Annotated in this window: 14 protein-coding genes; 4 read left to right on the forward strand and 10 right to left on the reverse strand. The window is 59.7% G+C overall.

Going from position 1 to position 16,657, the window contains the following annotated elements; translation table 11 throughout:
* Positions 1–45: 45 nt before the first annotated feature.
* From guaB to ACA074_RS22470, 3 genes are all read right to left on the reverse strand, one after another.
* Entirely contained in the window at positions 46–1,515 is a 1,470-nt protein-coding gene (gene guaB / locus ACA074_RS22460) for an IMP dehydrogenase (protein WP_187680619.1), read from the reverse strand.
* A 116-nt stretch (positions 1,516–1,631) separates the two neighbouring features.
* The gene (locus ACA074_RS22465; RefSeq protein ID WP_497677828.1) at positions 1,632–2,180 is read right to left on the reverse strand and encodes a sugar ABC transporter ATPase; all 549 of its coding nucleotides are present in this window, start codon (positions 2,178–2,180) and stop codon (positions 1,632–1,634) included.
* An 89-nt stretch (positions 2,181–2,269) separates the two neighbouring features.
* Positions 2,270–3,037 carry a sulfite exporter TauE/SafE family protein gene (locus tag ACA074_RS22470; protein ID WP_497677829.1) on the reverse strand — a complete coding sequence of 256 codons (768 nt, stop codon included), beginning with the start codon at positions 3,035–3,037 and terminating at the stop codon, positions 2,270–2,272.
* A gap of 100 nt (positions 3,038–3,137) precedes the next feature.
* On the opposite strand from ACA074_RS22470, the gene ACA074_RS22475 reads away from it, so the two are divergent.
* The 4 genes from ACA074_RS22475 (at position 3,138) to leuA (ending at position 8,387) form a co-directional block, all read left to right on the forward strand.
* Positions 3,138–4,028 (forward strand): LysR family transcriptional regulator, encoded by an 891-nt coding sequence (locus ACA074_RS22475; RefSeq protein WP_497677830.1) that lies wholly within the window; start codon positions 3,138–3,140, stop codon positions 4,026–4,028.
* A 10-nt stretch (positions 4,029–4,038) separates the two neighbouring features.
* Positions 4,039–5,418, forward strand: coding sequence for an exodeoxyribonuclease VII large subunit (gene xseA, locus ACA074_RS22480; RefSeq protein WP_401272023.1), 1,380 nt, complete (start codon positions 4,039–4,041; stop codon positions 5,416–5,418).
* A 3-nt stretch (positions 5,419–5,421) separates the two neighbouring features.
* A complete protein-coding gene (locus ACA074_RS22485) occupies positions 5,422–6,243 on the forward strand; it encodes a peptidoglycan DD-metalloendopeptidase family protein (protein ID WP_489878777.1) in 822 nt (273 codons plus the stop codon).
* A gap of 464 nt (positions 6,244–6,707) precedes the next feature.
* On the forward strand, positions 6,708–8,387 hold the full coding sequence (gene leuA, locus ACA074_RS22490; protein ID WP_489878776.1) for a 2-isopropylmalate synthase: 1,680 nt from the start codon (positions 6,708–6,710) through the stop codon (positions 8,385–8,387).
* A gap of 178 nt (positions 8,388–8,565) precedes the next feature.
* Here the strand turns inward: leuA and ACA074_RS22495 are convergent, their stop codons facing one another.
* From ACA074_RS22495 to ispG, 7 genes are all read right to left on the reverse strand, one after another.
* Entirely contained in the window at positions 8,566–9,357 is a 792-nt protein-coding gene (locus ACA074_RS22495) for an amidohydrolase (protein ID WP_497677831.1), read from the reverse strand.
* Positions 9,345–10,493: a pyridoxal phosphate-dependent aminotransferase gene (locus tag ACA074_RS22500; protein ID WP_401272020.1), complete on the reverse strand. Its 1,149-nt coding sequence runs from the start codon at positions 10,491–10,493 to the stop codon at positions 9,345–9,347. Before ACA074_RS22500 ends, ACA074_RS22495 begins: the two co-directional genes overlap by 13 nt.
* 292 nt (positions 10,494–10,785) lie before the next feature.
* Positions 10,786–12,255, reverse strand: a complete 1,470-nt coding sequence (der, locus tag ACA074_RS22505) for a ribosome biogenesis GTPase Der (RefSeq protein ID WP_187680628.1) — start codon at positions 12,253–12,255, stop codon at positions 10,786–10,788.
* Positions 12,256–12,394: 139 nt separating this feature from the next.
* The gene (gene bamB / locus ACA074_RS22510; RefSeq protein ID WP_497677832.1) at positions 12,395–13,546 is read right to left on the reverse strand and encodes an outer membrane protein assembly factor BamB; all 1,152 of its coding nucleotides are present in this window, start codon (positions 13,544–13,546) and stop codon (positions 12,395–12,397) included.
* On the reverse strand, positions 13,539–14,180 hold the full coding sequence (locus ACA074_RS22515; RefSeq protein ID WP_489878773.1) for a YfgM family protein: 642 nt from the start codon (positions 14,178–14,180) through the stop codon (positions 13,539–13,541). The genes bamB and ACA074_RS22515 overlap by 8 nt, the downstream gene beginning before the upstream one ends.
* A gap of 41 nt (positions 14,181–14,221) precedes the next feature.
* Entirely contained in the window at positions 14,222–15,511 is a 1,290-nt protein-coding gene (gene hisS, locus ACA074_RS22520) for a histidine--tRNA ligase (RefSeq protein ID WP_201236920.1), read from the reverse strand.
* Between the two features lie 36 nt (positions 15,512–15,547).
* Positions 15,548–16,657 (reverse strand): flavodoxin-dependent (E)-4-hydroxy-3-methylbut-2-enyl-diphosphate synthase, encoded by a 1,110-nt coding sequence (ispG, locus tag ACA074_RS22525; protein ID WP_095190527.1) that lies wholly within the window; start codon positions 16,655–16,657, stop codon positions 15,548–15,550.

Genomic DNA, 16,657 nt, shown 5'->3' on the forward strand with positions numbered 1-16,657 from the left:
GGCTGAATAAAACAGCCCCGGTTGCTTAGCTTGTTGCTTGAAGGCTCAACCTACGCGGTAGTTTGGCGCTTCTTTGGTGATCTGCACGTCGTGAACGTGGGATTCGGCCATGCCGGCGCCGGTGATCCGCACGAATTCAGGCTTGGTGCGCATTTCTTCGATGTCGGCGCTGCCGGTGTAGCCCATCGAGGAACGCAGGCCGCCCATCAACTGGTGAATGATCGCGCTCAGGGTGCCTTTGTACGGCACACGGCCTTCGATGCCTTCCGGAACGAGTTTCTCGGCGCCTGCCGAGGAGTCCTGGAAGTAACGGTCGGAAGAGCCTTGAGCCTGGGACATGGCGCCCAGCGAACCCATACCGCGATAAGCCTTGTACGAACGGCCCTGGAACAGTTCGATCTCGCCCGGCGCTTCTTCAGTACCGGCGAACATCGAGCCCATCATGACGCAGGAAGCACCGGCAACGATGGCCTTGGAAAGGTCACCGGAGAAACGGATGCCGCCGTCGGCGATCAACGGTACGCCGGTGCCTTCAAGGGCGGCAGCAACGTTGGCGATGGCACTGATTTGCGGGACGCCAACACCGGCGACGATGCGGGTGGTGCAGATCGAGCCAGGGCCGATACCGACCTTGACCGCATCGGCGCCAGCTTCGGCCAGGGCCTTGGCGGCTGCGCCGGTGGCGATGTTGCCGCCGATCACCTGCACTTCAGGGAAATTCTGTTTAACCCAGCGAACGCGGTCGATCACGCCTTTGGAGTGACCGTGAGCGGTGTCGACCACCACCACGTCCACACCGGCATTGACCAGCGCGGCTACGCGGTCACCGGTGTCTTTACCGGTACCAACGGCAGCGCCAACGCGCAGACGACCTTGATCGTCCTTGCTGGCCAGCGGGTAGGCTTTGGCTTTTTCGATGTCTTTGACGGTCATCATGCCTTTGAGGGCAAACTTGTCATCGACGATCAGAACTTTTTCCAGACGATGCTTGTGCAGCAGCTCGCGGACTTCGTTCTTGTCGGCGCCTTCGCGTACGGTGACCAGACGCTCTTTAGGCGTCATCACTTCACGGACGGTGGCATCCAGACGGGTTTCGAAACGCACGTCACGGGAAGTGACGATACCGACCAGGTCGCCATCGTGCAGTACCGGTACGCCGGAAATGTTGTGCATGCGGGTCAATTCGAACAGATCACGAACCGTGGCATCTGCCTCGATGGTAATCGGATCCTTGACGACGCCGGCTTCGAACTTCTTGACCTTGCGAACTTCGGCAGCTTGCTGCTCGATGGTCATGTTCTTGTGGATAATGCCGATGCCACCTTCCTGAGCCATGGCAATTGCCAGACGGGCTTCAGTAACGGTGTCCATTGCAGCAGAAACCAGAGGAATGTTCAGTTCGATGCCACGGGTAAGGCGGGTCTTGAGACTGACTTCGTTAGGAAGCACCTCGGAATAACCGGGCACTAGGAGAATGTCGTCGAATGTCAGAGCTTCTTGGCTGATACGCAGCATCGCGGGGGCTCCCGAGCGGGAAAATGGAAGCGCGCCATTATAGTCAGACACCCCCCGCTGTTCAACGTAAAACTCTGCTTAATATCAATGTTGCTGATGTACGGGAATCGCCGCTTCTACAGTTCCACCTTGACCCAAGAGACAGGTTGATCCAGCCAATCGGCGAATTCGTCGATAAAGCTCTGCTTGAACCCGGCTTCCAGCCAGTTGTTGAAGATGAACCCCAGGTTGGAGAACGCGCATTCCTGCAAATACAGAAAGCCGTTGATGTCGTCTTCATGCCCGCATTCCGGGCAAGTGAAGTTGTCGGTGCGCCCTGGCATCCAGTCTTCCAGGCTTTCGAACAGCGCTTCACCAACTTCGCGGCGGCACTCGGCGCAACCAGCCTCTTCCAGAAATCCCTTGGCCGGGGTGTAGATGCAGCGCTTGGTGACGATTTCCAAGCCGTTGATCGGCTCGCCGAACGGCAACGCCTCGGGGTGCAGCACCACGGCGCGGGCACCATGGGCAATAGCGTGCGCCATGCGGTTGCCAGTGCGGCCGCAGGTGGTCAGTTCTTCCTCGATGATGTTCTTGCGCACCAGCCAGCGCACGATCGCCCGGGCCCGGGGTTCGTGGACCGGCAGGGTGGAGATTTTCGGGACGATGATGCTTTGCGAATTCATGGAAAGTCCTGCGGTATGGCTTCTGACGCCTTCGCGAGCAAATCGAAGAGGCCCTAAAAGCCGGCAGCTTAATCCCTGACGAAATCCGGTCAAGTACTCAAATAGCGCCCGATCAAGGCAATGCCGCTCGCCAGCACCAACCACGTCACCAGCCGCACAAACGCCTCGCGGGACAACCGCATGGTCAAGCGCCGCCCGATCCACAACCCCAGCGCCATGGCAGGCAACAGACACAGCGCCAGCATTAGCAAGGGTAGTTCGGCATAAACACCGGCGATGGCGAACAGGCTCAAGCGCACCACCGTGCTGCAACTGATCAGCGCACTTTGCGTAGCCCGGGCCGCGTCTTTAGGCAGTCGGCTATTGAGATAGATAGCGTATAGAAAGCCACCACTGCCAAACAACGCTCCGAACAACCCGCCCACCGTCCCCATCGGCACCGACCACGCAGTTGACAGTTGTGCGGGCCGCGCTTTGATCCACAGGCTGTAAATCGCATAAGCGCTGATAAACAGCCCCATCAACAGCAACAACAGATCGGATTTGAGATTGAGCAGAAAAATCACCCCCAACGTGCAACCAACCGCCATGCACGGCAGCAATCGCAGCAATTCGGGTTTCGCCACGTCCCGCCGCGATGGCAGCAGATTGCCAAACGCAGCGACAAAATCCAGCAGCACCAGCAACGGCACAATCTTCGACAACGGCATGAACAGAATCAGAATCGGCCCCGCCACCAGCGCCGTGCCGAAACCGGCAATGCCAAACACGATATAGGCCAGCGCGATCGCCAATCCGATCACCGCCCAGCCCTCGGCACCCCATGCCCACTCACTCAGCAGCCCCACAACGCTCATCGCTCGACTTCCTTTATAAGCCTTTGATGACTTTAGCCACCGCCGAGGGTTGCGACTAATATCTTCAAAGTCGCCAACCCATCTCGAAAAGGCATGTCTTGTGCTTTCAACCCGTCAACTGCGTTACTTCGTGGAAATCGCCGAATGCGGCAGCTTCAGTGCGGCGGCCGAGCGTTTGTTCATCGCGCAATCGGCACTGAGCCGCCAGATCAAAGACATGGAAACCCGTCTGCAAACCCCGCTGTTCGAGCGCACAGCACGGCAACCCCGACTCACGGCGGCGGGTGAAGCGTTGTTACCGCGAGCGCGCAATCTGCTGATTGAGTTGAACAAGGCCAGCACCATGGCCACCGAAGTCGGCCACGGTCAACTCGGCACATTGCGCTTGAGTCACTCAAGTACCGTACCGATCAGCGGGCGATTGCTGCGCGACATCAGCACTTACCTTGATCAGCAGCAAGGCGTGTCGCTGGACATCGGCAAACTGTCGTCGGAAGCGCAACTGGAGGAACTGGCCGAAGGTCGCCTCGATATCGGCCTGCTGCGTCTGCCGGTGTTGCGTCAGCGCGAGGGTATTCAGGTTACGCCCCTGTTTACTGAACGCTTGCTGTTAGCGGTGCCGGCGAGTCATCGATTGGCTGACCTGAGAATTGTCGAACTGGCGCAATTAAAAGACGAGCCGTTCATTTCGATTCCCCATCCGCAGCGCGGTCGCCTGAGCTATTTATGCGCCGACCTGTGCATGCGCCAGGGCTTCTTCCCGAAAGCCGCGAGAGTGATGTCGCGCAAAACCACGCAATTGCAGTTGATTCAGGCGGGGTTCGGCATCGCCCTGCTGCCCGAGTCGATGCAGGACATCGCACCGTCCGGCGTAAGATTTCTACCGCTGGCCGATCCAGATTGCCAAAGCACTGTGGCCCTCGCCTATCGGCAAAATCCGACACCGCTGGTGCAACACTTCCTCCAGACATTCACCGGCGAATGCCTTTAAACTGCGCCCCATGATTAAAGATCCCTTTGCAAGACTTGGCCTGGACCGTGAAGTCCTGACCGTCAGCCAGCTCAACGGCCGCGCGCGGGTGTTGCTCGAAGACGTGTTCAGCAACATCTGGGTCGAAGGCGAAATCTCCAACCTCGCCCGCCCGGCGTCCGGCCACATCTATTTCACGCTCAAGGACAGCGGCGCGCAGGTGCGTTGCGCCTTGTTCCGTCAGAACGCTGCACGCGTGCGCCAGGCGCTGAAAGACGGCTTGGCCGTGAAGGTTCGCGGCAAGGTCTCGCTGTTCGAGGGCCGTGGTGACTATCAACTGATTCTCGACACCGTGGAGCCGGCGGGTGACGGCGCGCTGCGTCTGGCCTTCGATGCGTTGAAGGAAAAGCTCAGCGCCGAAGGCCTGTTCAGCGCCGAACGCAAAGTGCCGCTGCCGGCGCATCCGCAACGCATCGGCATCATCAGTTCGCCGACTGGCGCGGTGATCCGCGACATCATCAGCGTGTTCCGCCGCCGTGCACCGCAGGTTCAGTTGACGTTGATTCCGACTGCCGTGCAGGGCCGCGAAGCCACTGCGCAGATCGTCCGCGCCTTGAAAATGGCCGATGCCCGCGGATTTGACGCTCTTATCCTCGCCCGTGGCGGCGGCTCGCTGGAAGACCTCTGGTGTTTCAACGAAGAGGCCGTGGCCCGCGCAGTCGATGCTTGTGTGACACCGATTGTCAGCGCCGTCGGCCATGAAACCGATGTGTCGATCAGCGACTTCGTTGCCGACGTCCGCGCACCCACGCCTTCCGCTGCCGCCGAGCTGCTCGCTCCCGATTCCAGCCACCTGATCCGTCAGGTCGAAAGCCTGCATCGCCGTTTGGTCATGCGCATGCGTGACCGTTTGATGCGCGATCGTCTTCGTCTGGAAGGCATGGCCCGGCGCCTGCGCCATCCCGGCGAGCGTCTGCGCCAGCAGGCTCAGCGTCTGGACGACCTCGACATGCGTATGCGCCGGGCCTTCGAGCGTCATCTCAATACTCGACGCGAACGCCTGATTCGCCTGGAAACCCGCCTCGCCGGGCAGCATCCGGGACGGCAACTGGCGATGTTGCGCCAGCGCCTCGACAGCCTCGCCGAACGTTTGCCGCGAGCGATGCGTGAAGGCCTGAAAAACCGTCGTCTGCAACTGCACAGTCAGATGCAGACGCTGCATGTGGTCAGCCCGCTGGCAACCCTTGGCCGTGGTTACAGCATTCTGCTGGATGAGCGCGGCAACGCGATCCGCAACGCCGCGCAGACCCACACCGGCCAGCGCCTGAAAGCCAAGCTCGGCGAAGGCGAACTGCAAGTGCGCGTCGAGGACAATCACCTGACGCCCGTCACCCTCTCTTTACTGGACTGATCCATGCCGCGTTTTCTGGCTCCATTGTTTTTACTCTGTCTGACCTTCAACGCCCACGCCGACAGTTACATCACCCGGCTGCTGAACAAACCGGTGCCGGGCGGCGTGGCAGTGGTTGATCTGGGCGCTGCCGCTCAAGCGCCGAAAGCCACCTATCAGGGCAAACCGGTGTTAGTGGTCAAAGAGCAGAACAACTGGCTGGCGATTGTCGGCGTGCCACTGACCGTCAAACCGGGATCGCAGCAAATCAGCACTGGCGGGCGCAATCTGCCGTTCACGGTCGGCAACAAAAAATATCCGGAACAGCGCATCACCCTGAAGAACACCCAACAGGTCAATCCAAACCCGGCCAACCTCAAGCGCATCGAAGGCGAACTGGCCGAGCAGATCAAGGCCTACCGCAGCTTCAGCCCGAACACGCCGAGCAACCTGTTGCTGGACAAACCGGTCAACGGGCCACTGTCGAGCAAGTTTGGTGTGCGTCGCTTCTTCAACGGCGAAGAGCGCAATCCGCACGCAGGCCTGGACTTCGCGGTGCCGGCCGGCACGCCGATCAAGACCCCGGCGGCGGGTAAGGTGATTCTGACCGGTAACTACTTCTTCAACGGCAATACGGTGTTTGTCGACCACGGTCAGGGCTTTATCAGCATGTTCTGCCATATGTCGAAGATTGATGTGAAGGTGGGTGATCAAGTGGCGCGGGGTGCAGTGGTGGGCAAGGTCGGCTCGACTGGCCGGGCGACCGGGCCGCATATGCACTGGAATATCAGCCTGAATGATGCGCGGGTGGATCCGGCGATTTTCATTGGGGCGTTCCAGCCCTGATTTATTCAGCGAGGCTTCTGGCCTCATCGCGACCAGGCTCACTCCTACAGTTGATCGTGTTCACAACACAACTCCCCCGTAGGAGTGAGCTTGCTCGCGATAGCGGCCTATTCCCCACCACAAATACCGCTGAAACCCACCTCTTTCAATTGCGCCCCCATCAAACCCTGCGCAAAAATCCAGACACTCTCTGGCTTATCACACAATAAAATCGCGCGAACCCTCTCTTTTCGAGTATTCCTCTCAATTTTTTTCGACTGCTTGCCATCCTCCCCACCCGCGGTTAGGGTTGAAAGCATGAAAACCTCTCACACCCTTATTCAGCTTCGCCAGCACCGCAGCCTGTGCCTCGTCAGCGCACGACTGCCGGGCTGAATCGCTGCGCCTCGTCCCACGCTTTTCCAAGAACATTCGTTCCACCGGCAGGCCGCCTCTTTTCGGCCCAGACAATAAGGAATTTCCCGATGAGCATGCTCAAAGATCCGTCCTCCAAGTACCGCGCGTTCCCTGTCATCAATCTGCCGGATCGCACCTGGCCGTCGAAAACCATCGACGCAGCGCCGATCTGGTGCAGCTCCGACCTGCGTGACGGCAACCAGTCGCTGATCGAACCGATGGACGCGGTGAAAAAGCTGCGCTTCTGGAAAACCCTCGTGCAAGTGGGCGTGAAGGAAATCGAAGCCTCGTTCCCGGCAGCTTCGCAAACCGACTTCGACTTCGTGCGTACCCTGATTGAAGAAGGCCACATCCCGGACGACACCACCATTCAGGTGCTGACCCAGGGCCGTGAAGACCTGATCGAGCGCACCTTCGAATCCCTGCGTGGTGCGAAGAAAGCCATCGTTCACCTGTACAACGCCACCTCGCCTTCTTTCCGTCGCATCGTCTTCAATCAGGACAAGGACGGCATCAAGGCCATCGCGGTCAACGCCGCCAAACTGTTCGTCAAATACGCAGCGATGCAGCCGGACACCGAGTGGACCTTTGAGTACTCGCCGGAAACCTTCAGCGCCACCGAGCTGGAGTTCGCGAAGGAAGTCTGTGACGCGGTGATCGAGGTCTGGAACCCGACGCCTGAGCACAAGATGATCCTCAACCTGCCGGCCACCGTTGAGTGCGCGACCCCGAACATCTACGCCGACCAGATCGAATGGTTCGGCCGTAACATCAACCGTCGTGACAGCGTCATCATCAGCCTGCACACCCACAACGACCGTGGTACCGGCGTGGCTGCCACCGAGCTGGGCCTGATGGCCGGCGCCGACCGTGTTGAAGGCTGCCTGTTCGGCAACGGCGAGCGTACCGGTAACGTCGACCTCGTCACTGTCGCACTGAACATGTACACCCAAGGCCTCGACCCTCAACTGGACTTCTCCGACATCGACGGCGTGCGCAAAGTCGTCGAAGAGTGCAACCAGATCCAGGTTCACCCACGTCACCCGTACGTTGGCGACCTGGTCCATACCGCGTTCTCCGGCTCCCACCAGGACGCGATCCGCAAGGGCTTCTCCCAGCAGAAACCGGACGCTTTGTGGGAAGTGCCGTACTTGCCGATCGACCCGGCCGACATCGGTCGCAGCTACGAGGCGGTGATCCGCGTCAACAGCCAGTCGGGCAAGGGCGGCATTGCTTACTTGCTGGAGCAGGAGTACGGCATCAGCCTGCCGCGTCGCATGCAGATCGAGTTCAGCCAAGTCGTGCAGCGTGAAACCGACCGCCTGGGCCTGGAAATGACCGCCAAGCAGATTCACTCGCTGTTGATCAGTGAATACCTGCAAGCCAACACCCCGTACGCGCTGGTCAGCCATCGCCTGCAGGAAGAAAACGGCAACAGCGCCGTCGAAGTGGAAGTGGCGAGCAAGGGTCAGGGCGAAACCAACCTGCACTGGCGTGGCAAGGGCAACGGTGCGCTGGAAGCATTGGTGGCCGGCCTGCCGATTCCGGTGGAAATCATGGACTACAACGAACACGCGATCGGCGCGGGCACCAACGCCAAAGCAGCGGCCTACATCGAGCTGCGTGTAAATGGTGAACGTGCAGTACACGGCGTGGGCATTGATGAAAACATCACCACCGCCAGCTTCAAGGCGCTGTTCAGTGCACTGAACCGCTCGTTGAGCCAGCCGGAAGCGAAAGCGGCTTAATCGACTGCTGAAATGCAAAAGGCCCCGGAGTGCGAACTCCGGGGCCTTTTTTTGCCTGACATTTTTGTGCAGATTTCAAAGCCCCGTTCGCGAGCAGGCTCGCTCCCACAGGAGGATCGCATTCCAATGTGGGAGCGAGCCTGCTCGCGAAAGGGCCCTCCCCGTCACCGCTTGAATTTCAGGTGAATTCGAAGGTGTCGGCATCCAGATTAGCCGGGAATCTTTCGCGATAAGCCGCCAGTGGCGCCGCTTCCAGCACAACCTTGAATACGCCATCAGCCTCCCCCGCCGCCAGCAACGTCTCACCCTGGAAATCCAGCACCTGACTGTCTCCCGTGTACGCGAAACCCTTGCCATCGGTACCGACGCGATTGACCGCCGCCACGTAGCAGAGGTTTTCGATGGCCCGGGCCGGCAACAGACGATTCCAGTGCAGACGACGCGCGCCGGGCCAGTTGGCGGTGTAGAGCAGCAGATCGGTGTCTTGCGCATCCCGGCTCCACACCGGGAAGCGCAGGTCATAGCAAATCAGCGGCCGAACCCGCCAGCCCTTGAGTTCGAACTGCACCTGGCGCTCGCCGGGGGTGTAATGGTTGTGCTCGCCGGCCATGCGGAACAGATGGCGCTTGTCGTAATGCAGCACTTCACCGTCGGGCCGCGCCCACAACAGGCGATTGCGATGGCTACCGTCGGCGGCCTGAATAATGACACTGCCGGTGATCACCGCGTTGAGCTTCGCCGACTGAACCCGCAGCCATTTGCTGGTCGGGCCGTTCTCGGCTTCGGCGAGGGTTTCTGATTCCATGGAAAAACCGGTGGTGAACATCTCCGGCAGGATAATCAGATCCGCCCCCTGCGCCTGCTCCAGCAACGCATCGAAATGCTCGAGATTGGCCTGACGATCATGCCAGGCCAGGCTGGTCTGGATCAGCGCCAGATTGAGATCGGGCAACATACTCAAATCACGCATAGTTTTGCCGCCGCTTCGCGCAGCGTCTCCTCGCGTTTGGCAAAGCACAGACGCACCAGGCGCTGGCCTTCGGGTGGGCTCTGATAGAACACCGACACCGGAATGCTCGCCACGCCGTGTTCGCGGGTCATCCACATGGCCATCTCGACATCGTTCAGGTCGGGACGGATCTGCGAGTAATCGACCAGTTGGAAGTAAGTACCGGTGACTCGGGTAAAGCTGAATCGCGACGGTGCCAGCAGATCGCAGAACAGATCGCGTTTGGCCTGATAGAAGCCCGGCAACTCTTCGACGTGCTCCGGGTGCTCGGCCATGTAATCAGCCAAGGCATATTGCAGCGGCGTGACGCCGCAGAAACTCACGTACTGATGCACTTTGCGCAATTCGGCAGTCAGCGCTGGCGGCGCGACAACATAACCGGTTTTCCAGCCAGTGACGTGATAGGTCTTGCCGAACGAGCTGACCACGAAGGCGCGTTGATACAGCTCTTCGTGAGCGAGCACGCTGACATGCGGCACGCCGTCGAATACCAGATGTTCATAGACCTCATCGCTTATCAGATAGATGTCGCGATCGCGGATCAATGCGGCCAGTTGATCCAGCTCGGCACGGCTGATCAGGGCACCGCTCGGGTTGTGCGGGGTGTTGAGGACGATCATTCGCGTGCGCGGCGTGATGGCAGCGCTGAGTTGCTCGAAATCGATGGAAAAGTCGTCGCTTGCCAACTGCACATGCACGCAGCGACCGCCGGCCAGCTCCGTTGCAGGTGCATAACTGTCGTAACACGGGTCGAAGACGATGACTTCGTCGCCGCTGTGGATAACTGCCTGAATCGCACAGAAGATCGCCTGGGTCGCTCCCGGGGTCACCGTCAGTTCGCTGTCAGCATCCACGCTCACGCCATAGCTGCGGACGATTTTTGCCGCGATCTGCTCGCGCAGCGCCGGCAGACCGGTCATCGGCGAATACTGGTTGTGGCCACTGGCAATATGCCGACCGACCGCATCGAGCAGGGACTGCGGGCCGTCGAAATCAGGAAAACCCTGGGACAGGTTGATGGCTCCGGTCTGCGCCGCGAGCTGAGACATCTGCGTGAAAATAGTGATGCCGACATTCGGCAGCTTACTGGTGATCATCGGGGGTTCCCTGCTCAACACCCGGCTCTGACGACGGCGCGGGAGAGCCCGAGAATAGCCCATCCGGCGCCCATAAAAAAAGGGCGCCAACCGGCGCCCTTCTTCTTTGTAAAACACCGCGATACCTGTGGCGAGGGGATTTATCCCCGATCGGCTGAGAAGCAGTCGCAAATCCGTTGAATGCGGTTTGACTGATACACCGCGGGCACAGGTTTTGAGGCTGCTGCGCAGCCCATCGGGGATAAATCCCCTTACCACAAAAGCCCCACACAAAATTGTGCAGGGCCTCGGATCACTTCTTGTCGCGGCGCTTCTTGTCGGCTTTCTTGGTGTGCGACATCATCCGACGCTTCCTGTTGACCTGGCGGTCGGTCAGCGTGTTTTTGTTGCCTTCGTACGGGTTCTCGCCGCCCTTGAACTCGATGCGGATCGGCGTACCGACCAGCTTCAGCACACGACGGTAAGTGTTCTCCAGATAGCGCACATACGACTTCGGTACTTTCTCGATCTGGTTACCGTGGATCACGATGATCGGCGGGTTTGCACCACCCAAGTGGGCGTAACGCAGCTTGATCCGGCGGTTGTTGACCATCGGTGGCGCGTGCTCCCCAACAGCGTCTTCCAGAATCTGGGTCAGACGGTTGGTCGGCCAGCGGGTGACCGCCGACTTGAACGAGTTCTGTACGGAAGCGTAGAGGTTGCCCACGCCAGTACCGTGCAGCGCCGAGATGAAGTGGATGTCGGCGTAGTCAACGAAGAACAGACGACGCTGCAGCTCGACCTTCACGAAGTCGCGTTCGCTCGGCGTCATACCGTCCCACTTGTTGATCGCGATCACCAGCGCACGACCCGACTCGATGGCAAAGCCCAGCAGGTTGAGGTCGTGATCGACCACACCTTCGCGGGCGTCCATCACGAAGATCACCACGTTGGCGTCTTTGATCGCCTGCAGGGTTTTGACCACGGAGAATTTTTCGACTTCTTCGTGGATCTTGCCGCGCTTGCGTACACCGGCGGTGTCGATCAGCGTGTACTTCTCTTCATTCCGTTCGAACGGGATGTAGATACTGTCACGGGTAGTGCCGGGCTGGTCATAGACGATTACCCGGTCTTCACCGAGCATGCGGTTGACCAGGGTCGACTTGCCAACGTTCGGACGACCGATGATGGCGATCTTGATCCCGTCTTTTTCGCTCGGGCCAGGAATGCGCTTGGCTTCCTCGCCTTCGGCAACGAGTTCTTCTTCGCCGTCTTCCGGCTCTTCTTCGTCTCTCGGGAAATCGCCCAGGGCGATTTCCAGCATCTGAGTGATGCCACGGCCGTGAGCACCCGCGATCGGAATCGCGTGCCCCATGCCCAACGGAGCAAATTCAGCGCGGGCCATTTCCGGGTCGATGTTGTCGACCTTGTTGGCAACCACGTAGGAGCGCTTGTTACGTTTGCGCAAGTGTTCGGCGATCATCTGGTCGGCGGCGGTAAAACCGGCCTTGGCATCTACCAGGAACAGCACAACATCTGCTTCTTCAATGGCCAGCAGCGACTGCTCGGCCATTTTTTCGTCCATACCGTGCTCGTCACCGGAGATACCACCGGTGTCGACCAGAATGTAGGAACGCCCTTGCCACTTGGCCTCACCGTACTGGCGATCACGGGTCAGACCGGACAAGTCGCCGACGATGGCGTCGCGAGTCCTGGTCAGGCGGTTGAACAAGGTGGATTTGCCGACGTTCGGTCGGCCCACCAGGGCGATTACGGGAACCATGCGGCTCTCCACTTCGTTATTTCAGAAAATACAAAAGCCGCTGCTAGGCAGCGGCTGGTGCTCGGGGCAACACTGTGAGGGCGAACAGGTTCACTCCCACAAGTGAAGCTGCCTGGGGTGTTATCCCCAAGCATAGTTGTTACTTGATGGTCAGGGCTTCCAGTTTGCCGCTGTTGCCATACACATAAATCGTGTCACCCACCACCAGCGGACGGGCACGCAGGCCGTCGCTGTCGATGCGCTCACGGCCGACGAAACGACCGTCAACCTGACTTAGCAGATGCAGATAACCTTCCAGGTCACCCAAAGCCACGTAGCTGGAGAACACTTCCGGAGCCGACAGTTGACGGCGAGCCAGCGAGTCGTTGCTCCACAGCGCGGTGGTGGAACGCTCGTCGACGCCTTCAACGGTGCCCGAAGACAGGCTCACGTAAACACTGCCGAAACCCTGAGCAATACCGGCGTAGCTCGACGCATCGCGCTGCCAGAGTTGACGACCGCTTTCCAGATCCAGTGCCGCAACGCGACCCTGATAGCTGGCAACGTACAGTGTGCCGCCGGAAAGCAGCAGACCGCCATCGATGTCGACAACGCGTTCCAGTTCCGAACGACCCTGTGGAATCGCGATGCGTTGTTCCCACACCGGTACGCCGTTGGAAATGTCCAGAGCGACCACTTTACCGGTCGACAGACCCGCCACCGCGAGGCGGTTGGTCACCAGCGGTGCACTGGTGCCACGCAGGGTCAGAACGGCCGGAGTGCTGTCATACACCCAGCGTTGAGTACCGGTGGAGGCATCCAGACCGATCAGACGATCGTCCTGAGTCTGCACCACCACCACGTCGCCGTTGTTGGCCGGCGGCGCGAGGACTTCGCTGTTCACGCGAGCACGCCACTTCTCTTCACCGTTGATGGTGTCCAGAGCGACGACTTCGCCACGCAGCGTACCGATCAGAACCAGACCGTAACCCACGCCAACGGCGCCGGAGACAGGCAGTTCGAGATCCTGTTTCCATTTCACGTCGCCGTTGCTGCGATCCATGGCCATCACCACGCCGGTCACATCGGCCGCGTAGATGGTGTCACCGTCGATCGCCGGCACCAGCATGTTGTAGGTTTCGCCCTGACCGTCACCGATCGAACGACTCCACTGCTTTTGCAGAACCACTTCTTCTTTGAAGTCGGTCAGCTCGGCCGGTGGCAATTCTTTTTTACTGTTGCTGCTGCAACCCGCGGCCAGAAGGGCCAGAGCCAGCAATGCTGCATGCTTCCAACGGATCACGTCACGCATCCCCTTTGGCCAGGTCGTCGAGCTTGATTTGAAGGCCACCGACCGCCGCTTCATCCGACAGTGCCGCCTTGGCTTTTTGATACGCCTTGTTCGCGTCATCGGTACGGCCCAGCTGCACCAGCAGGTCGCCCTTGAGTTCTTCGCGAGTGGCCAGGAATGCTTTGTCGGCATCGCCATCGAGCAGCTTCAGGGCGTCTTCGGCCTTGTTCTGCGCGCCCAGCACCTGTGCCAGACGCTGACGGGCGATTTCGCCCAGCGCCGGGTTGGCCGGTTTGTCGACGATGGCCTTCAGCTCGGTCGCCGCGTCATCCAGCTTGCCGCTGTCGACAGCAACCTTGGCCACGAACAGGCTGCCGTACTGCGCGTAGGCAGTGCCGCCGAACTCGCTGTTGAGCTTGCCGGCCAGATCCGCAACGCGGGCTGCGTCAGGCTTGCCGTCCGGGGTCAGCGTGGTTTCCAGCAGTTGCTGATAGAGCACCGAGGCGCCTTGCGACTGGTTGCCCTGATACTTGTGATAAGCCTGCCAGCCGAACACGATGACCAGCGCCAACAGGCCGCCGGTGACCAGAGGTTTGCCGTTGCGTGTCCACCAGTCTTTCAAATCCGCCAACTGTTCGTCTTCGGTACTCGACACCCCAATACTCCTTAATCGCTAAATCGGCTGTTAAGACAGCTTCAACCCTGCACGACGCAGGTGGCCAGGTGAGCGGCAAGCGCATCCCAGGCAATGCTTTGTTGTTCGCCCTGGCCACGCAGGGGTTTGAAACCTACCACTTGCTGGGCCATTTCGTCGTCACCCAGGATCAGTGCGTACAGCGCACCGCTCTTGTCGGCTTTCTTGAACTGGCTTTTGAAGCTGCCGGCGCCGGCATTGACTTGCAGACGCAGGTTTGGAAGCTGATCACGTACACGTTCGGCCAAGGCCAGACCCGCCAGCTCGGCTTCTTCACCGAAGGCGCAGAGATAGACATCGACCTGACGGGAGATTTCTTCCGGGATCTGCTCCAGGGTTTCGAGCATCAGCACCAGACGTTCGATGCCCATGGCGAAACCAACGCCGGTGGTCGGCTTGCCGCCCATCTGCTCGACCAGACCGTCGTAACGGCCGCCCGCGCAAACAGTGCCCTGGGCGCCGAGCTTGTCGGTGACCCATTCGAAAACGGTTTTGCTGTAGTAATCGAGGCCACGAACCAGCTTCGGGTTGAGCACGTAAGGAATGCCAACGGCATCCAGACGGGCCTTCAGGCCTTCAAAGTGGGCACGGGATTCGTCGTCGAGGTAATCCGCCATCTTCGGCGCATCGACCAGCACGGCCTGGGTGTCGGCATTTTTGGTGTCGAGCACGCGCAGCGGGTTGGTTTTCAGGCGACGCTGGCTGTCTTCGTCGAGCTTGTCGTGGTGCGCAGAGAGGTACTCGACCAGCGCTTCACGATAACGACCACGGGACTCGCTGGTGCCGAGGCTGTTGAGTTCGAGTTTGACCGCATCACGAATGCCCAGCTCGCCCCACAGGCGCCAGGTCATGATGATCAGCTCGGCATCGATGTCCGGACCGTCGAGGTTGAACACCTCCAGACCGATCTGGTGGAACTGACGATAACGGCCTTTCTGGGGACGCTCGTGGCGGAACATCGGGCCGATGTACCAGAGCTTCTGCACTTGGCCGCCGCCGGTGATGCCATGCTCGAGCACGGCACGCACGCACGCCGCGGTGCCTTCCGGACGCAGGGTCAGGGAGTCACCGTTGCGGTCTTCGAAGGTGTACATCTCTTTTTCAACGATGTCGGTCACTTCACCGATGGAGCGCTTGAACAGCTCGGTGAACTCCACGATCGGCATGCGGATCTGCTTGTAACCGTAGTTATCCAGCAGACGCGCGACCGTGCTCTCGAAATAACGCCACAGCGGGGTCTGTTCGGGCAGGATGTCGTTCATGCCACGGATGGCTTGCAATGACTTGCTCACTATAAATCCTTAAATTCGTTCGGCTTTCAGTCAGGCTCAGCCGCGCGCGATAACCGCTGCGTCAGCTTCGACCTTCTCGGCCGCTTTCTGGCGGATCAGCCTTTCCAGCTCGTCCACCAGATTGTCATTCGTCAGTTTCTGCGACGGCTTGCCATCGATGTAAATCAGGTTTGGCGTACCGCCGGTCAAGCCGATATGGGCTTCCTTGGCTTCGCCGGGGCCGTTGACCACACAACCGATCACCGCGACATCCAGCGGCACCAGCAGGTCTTCAAGGCGCCCTTCCAGCTCGTTCATGGTCTTGACCACATCGAAGTTCTGCCGCGAGCAGCTCGGGCAGGCGATGAAGTTGATGCCACGGGAACGCAAATGCAAAGACTTGAGGATGTCGTAACCGACTTTCACTTCTTCGACCGGGTCGGCCGCCAGCGAGATGCGGATAGTATCGCCAATCCCCTCGGCGAGCAGCATACCTAGGCCCACGGCGGATTTCACTGTGCCCGAACGCAATCCACCGGCTTCGGTGATGCCCAGGTGCAGTGGCTGAACAATTTCTTTCGCCAGCAGACGGTAGGCTTCGACGGCCATAAACACGTCGGATGCCTTCACGCTGACCTTGAAGTCCTGGAAATTCAGGCGTTCGAGGTGCTCGACATGACGCAGGGCTGATTCAACCAGCGCAGCCGGGGTCGGCTCGCCGTATTTCTTTTGCAGGTCTTTTTCCAGGGAACCGGCGTTGACGCCGATGCGGATCGGGATCCCGCGATCACGGGCAGCATCAACCACGGCACGCACGCGGTCTTCACGGCCGATGTTGCCCGGATTGATGCGCAGGCAGTCCACACCCAGTTCGGCTACGCGCAAGGCGATCTTGTAGTCGAAGTGGATGTCGGCAACCAACGGCACCTTGACCAGTTGCTTGATTCTGCCGAACGCCTCGGCGGCGTCCATGTCCGGCACCGAAACGCGGACGATGTCGACGCCGGCGGCTTCCAGACGGTTGATCTGCGCCACGGTGGCGGCAACATCATTGGTGTCGCTGTTGGTCATGCTCTGCACAGCGATAGGCGCATCGCCGCCCACCGGTACGTTGCCGACCCAGATCTTGCGCGATTCGCGACGTTTGATTGGAGATTCGCCGTGCAT

The organism is Pseudomonas sp. LBUM1655, from assembly GCF_059716085.1.

Bases quoted from the DNA above. Each gene is read 5' to 3' on its own strand.
- guaB (WP_187680619.1), bottom strand. From the start codon at position 1,515: ATGCTGCGTATCAGCCAAGAAGCTCTGACATTCGACGACATTCTCCTA.
- ACA074_RS22465 (WP_497677828.1), bottom strand. From the start codon at position 2,180: ATGAATTCGCAAAGCATCATCGTCCCGAAAATCTCCACCCTGCCGGTC.
- ACA074_RS22470 (WP_497677829.1), bottom strand. From the start codon at position 3,037: ATGAGCGTTGTGGGGCTGCTGAGTGAGTGGGCATGGGGTGCCGAGGGC.
- xseA (WP_401272023.1), top strand. From the start codon at position 4,039: ATGATTAAAGATCCCTTTGCAAGACTTGGCCTGGACCGTGAAGTCCTG.
- ACA074_RS22485 (WP_489878777.1), top strand. From the start codon at position 5,422: ATGCCGCGTTTTCTGGCTCCATTGTTTTTACTCTGTCTGACCTTCAAC.
- leuA (WP_489878776.1), top strand. From the start codon at position 6,708: ATGAGCATGCTCAAAGATCCGTCCTCCAAGTACCGCGCGTTCCCTGTC.
- ACA074_RS22495 (WP_497677831.1), bottom strand. From the start codon at position 9,357: ATGCGTGATTTGAGTATGTTGCCCGATCTCAATCTGGCGCTGATCCAG.
- ACA074_RS22500 (WP_401272020.1), bottom strand. From the start codon at position 10,493: ATGATCACCAGTAAGCTGCCGAATGTCGGCATCACTATTTTCACGCAG.
- der (WP_187680628.1), bottom strand. From the start codon at position 12,255: ATGGTTCCCGTAATCGCCCTGGTGGGCCGACCGAACGTCGGCAAATCC.
- bamB (WP_497677832.1), bottom strand. From the start codon at position 13,546: ATGCGTGACGTGATCCGTTGGAAGCATGCAGCATTGCTGGCTCTGGCC.
- ispG (WP_095190527.1), bottom strand. From the start codon at position 16,657: ATGCACGGCGAATCTCCAATCAAACGTCGCGAATCGCGCAAGATCTGG.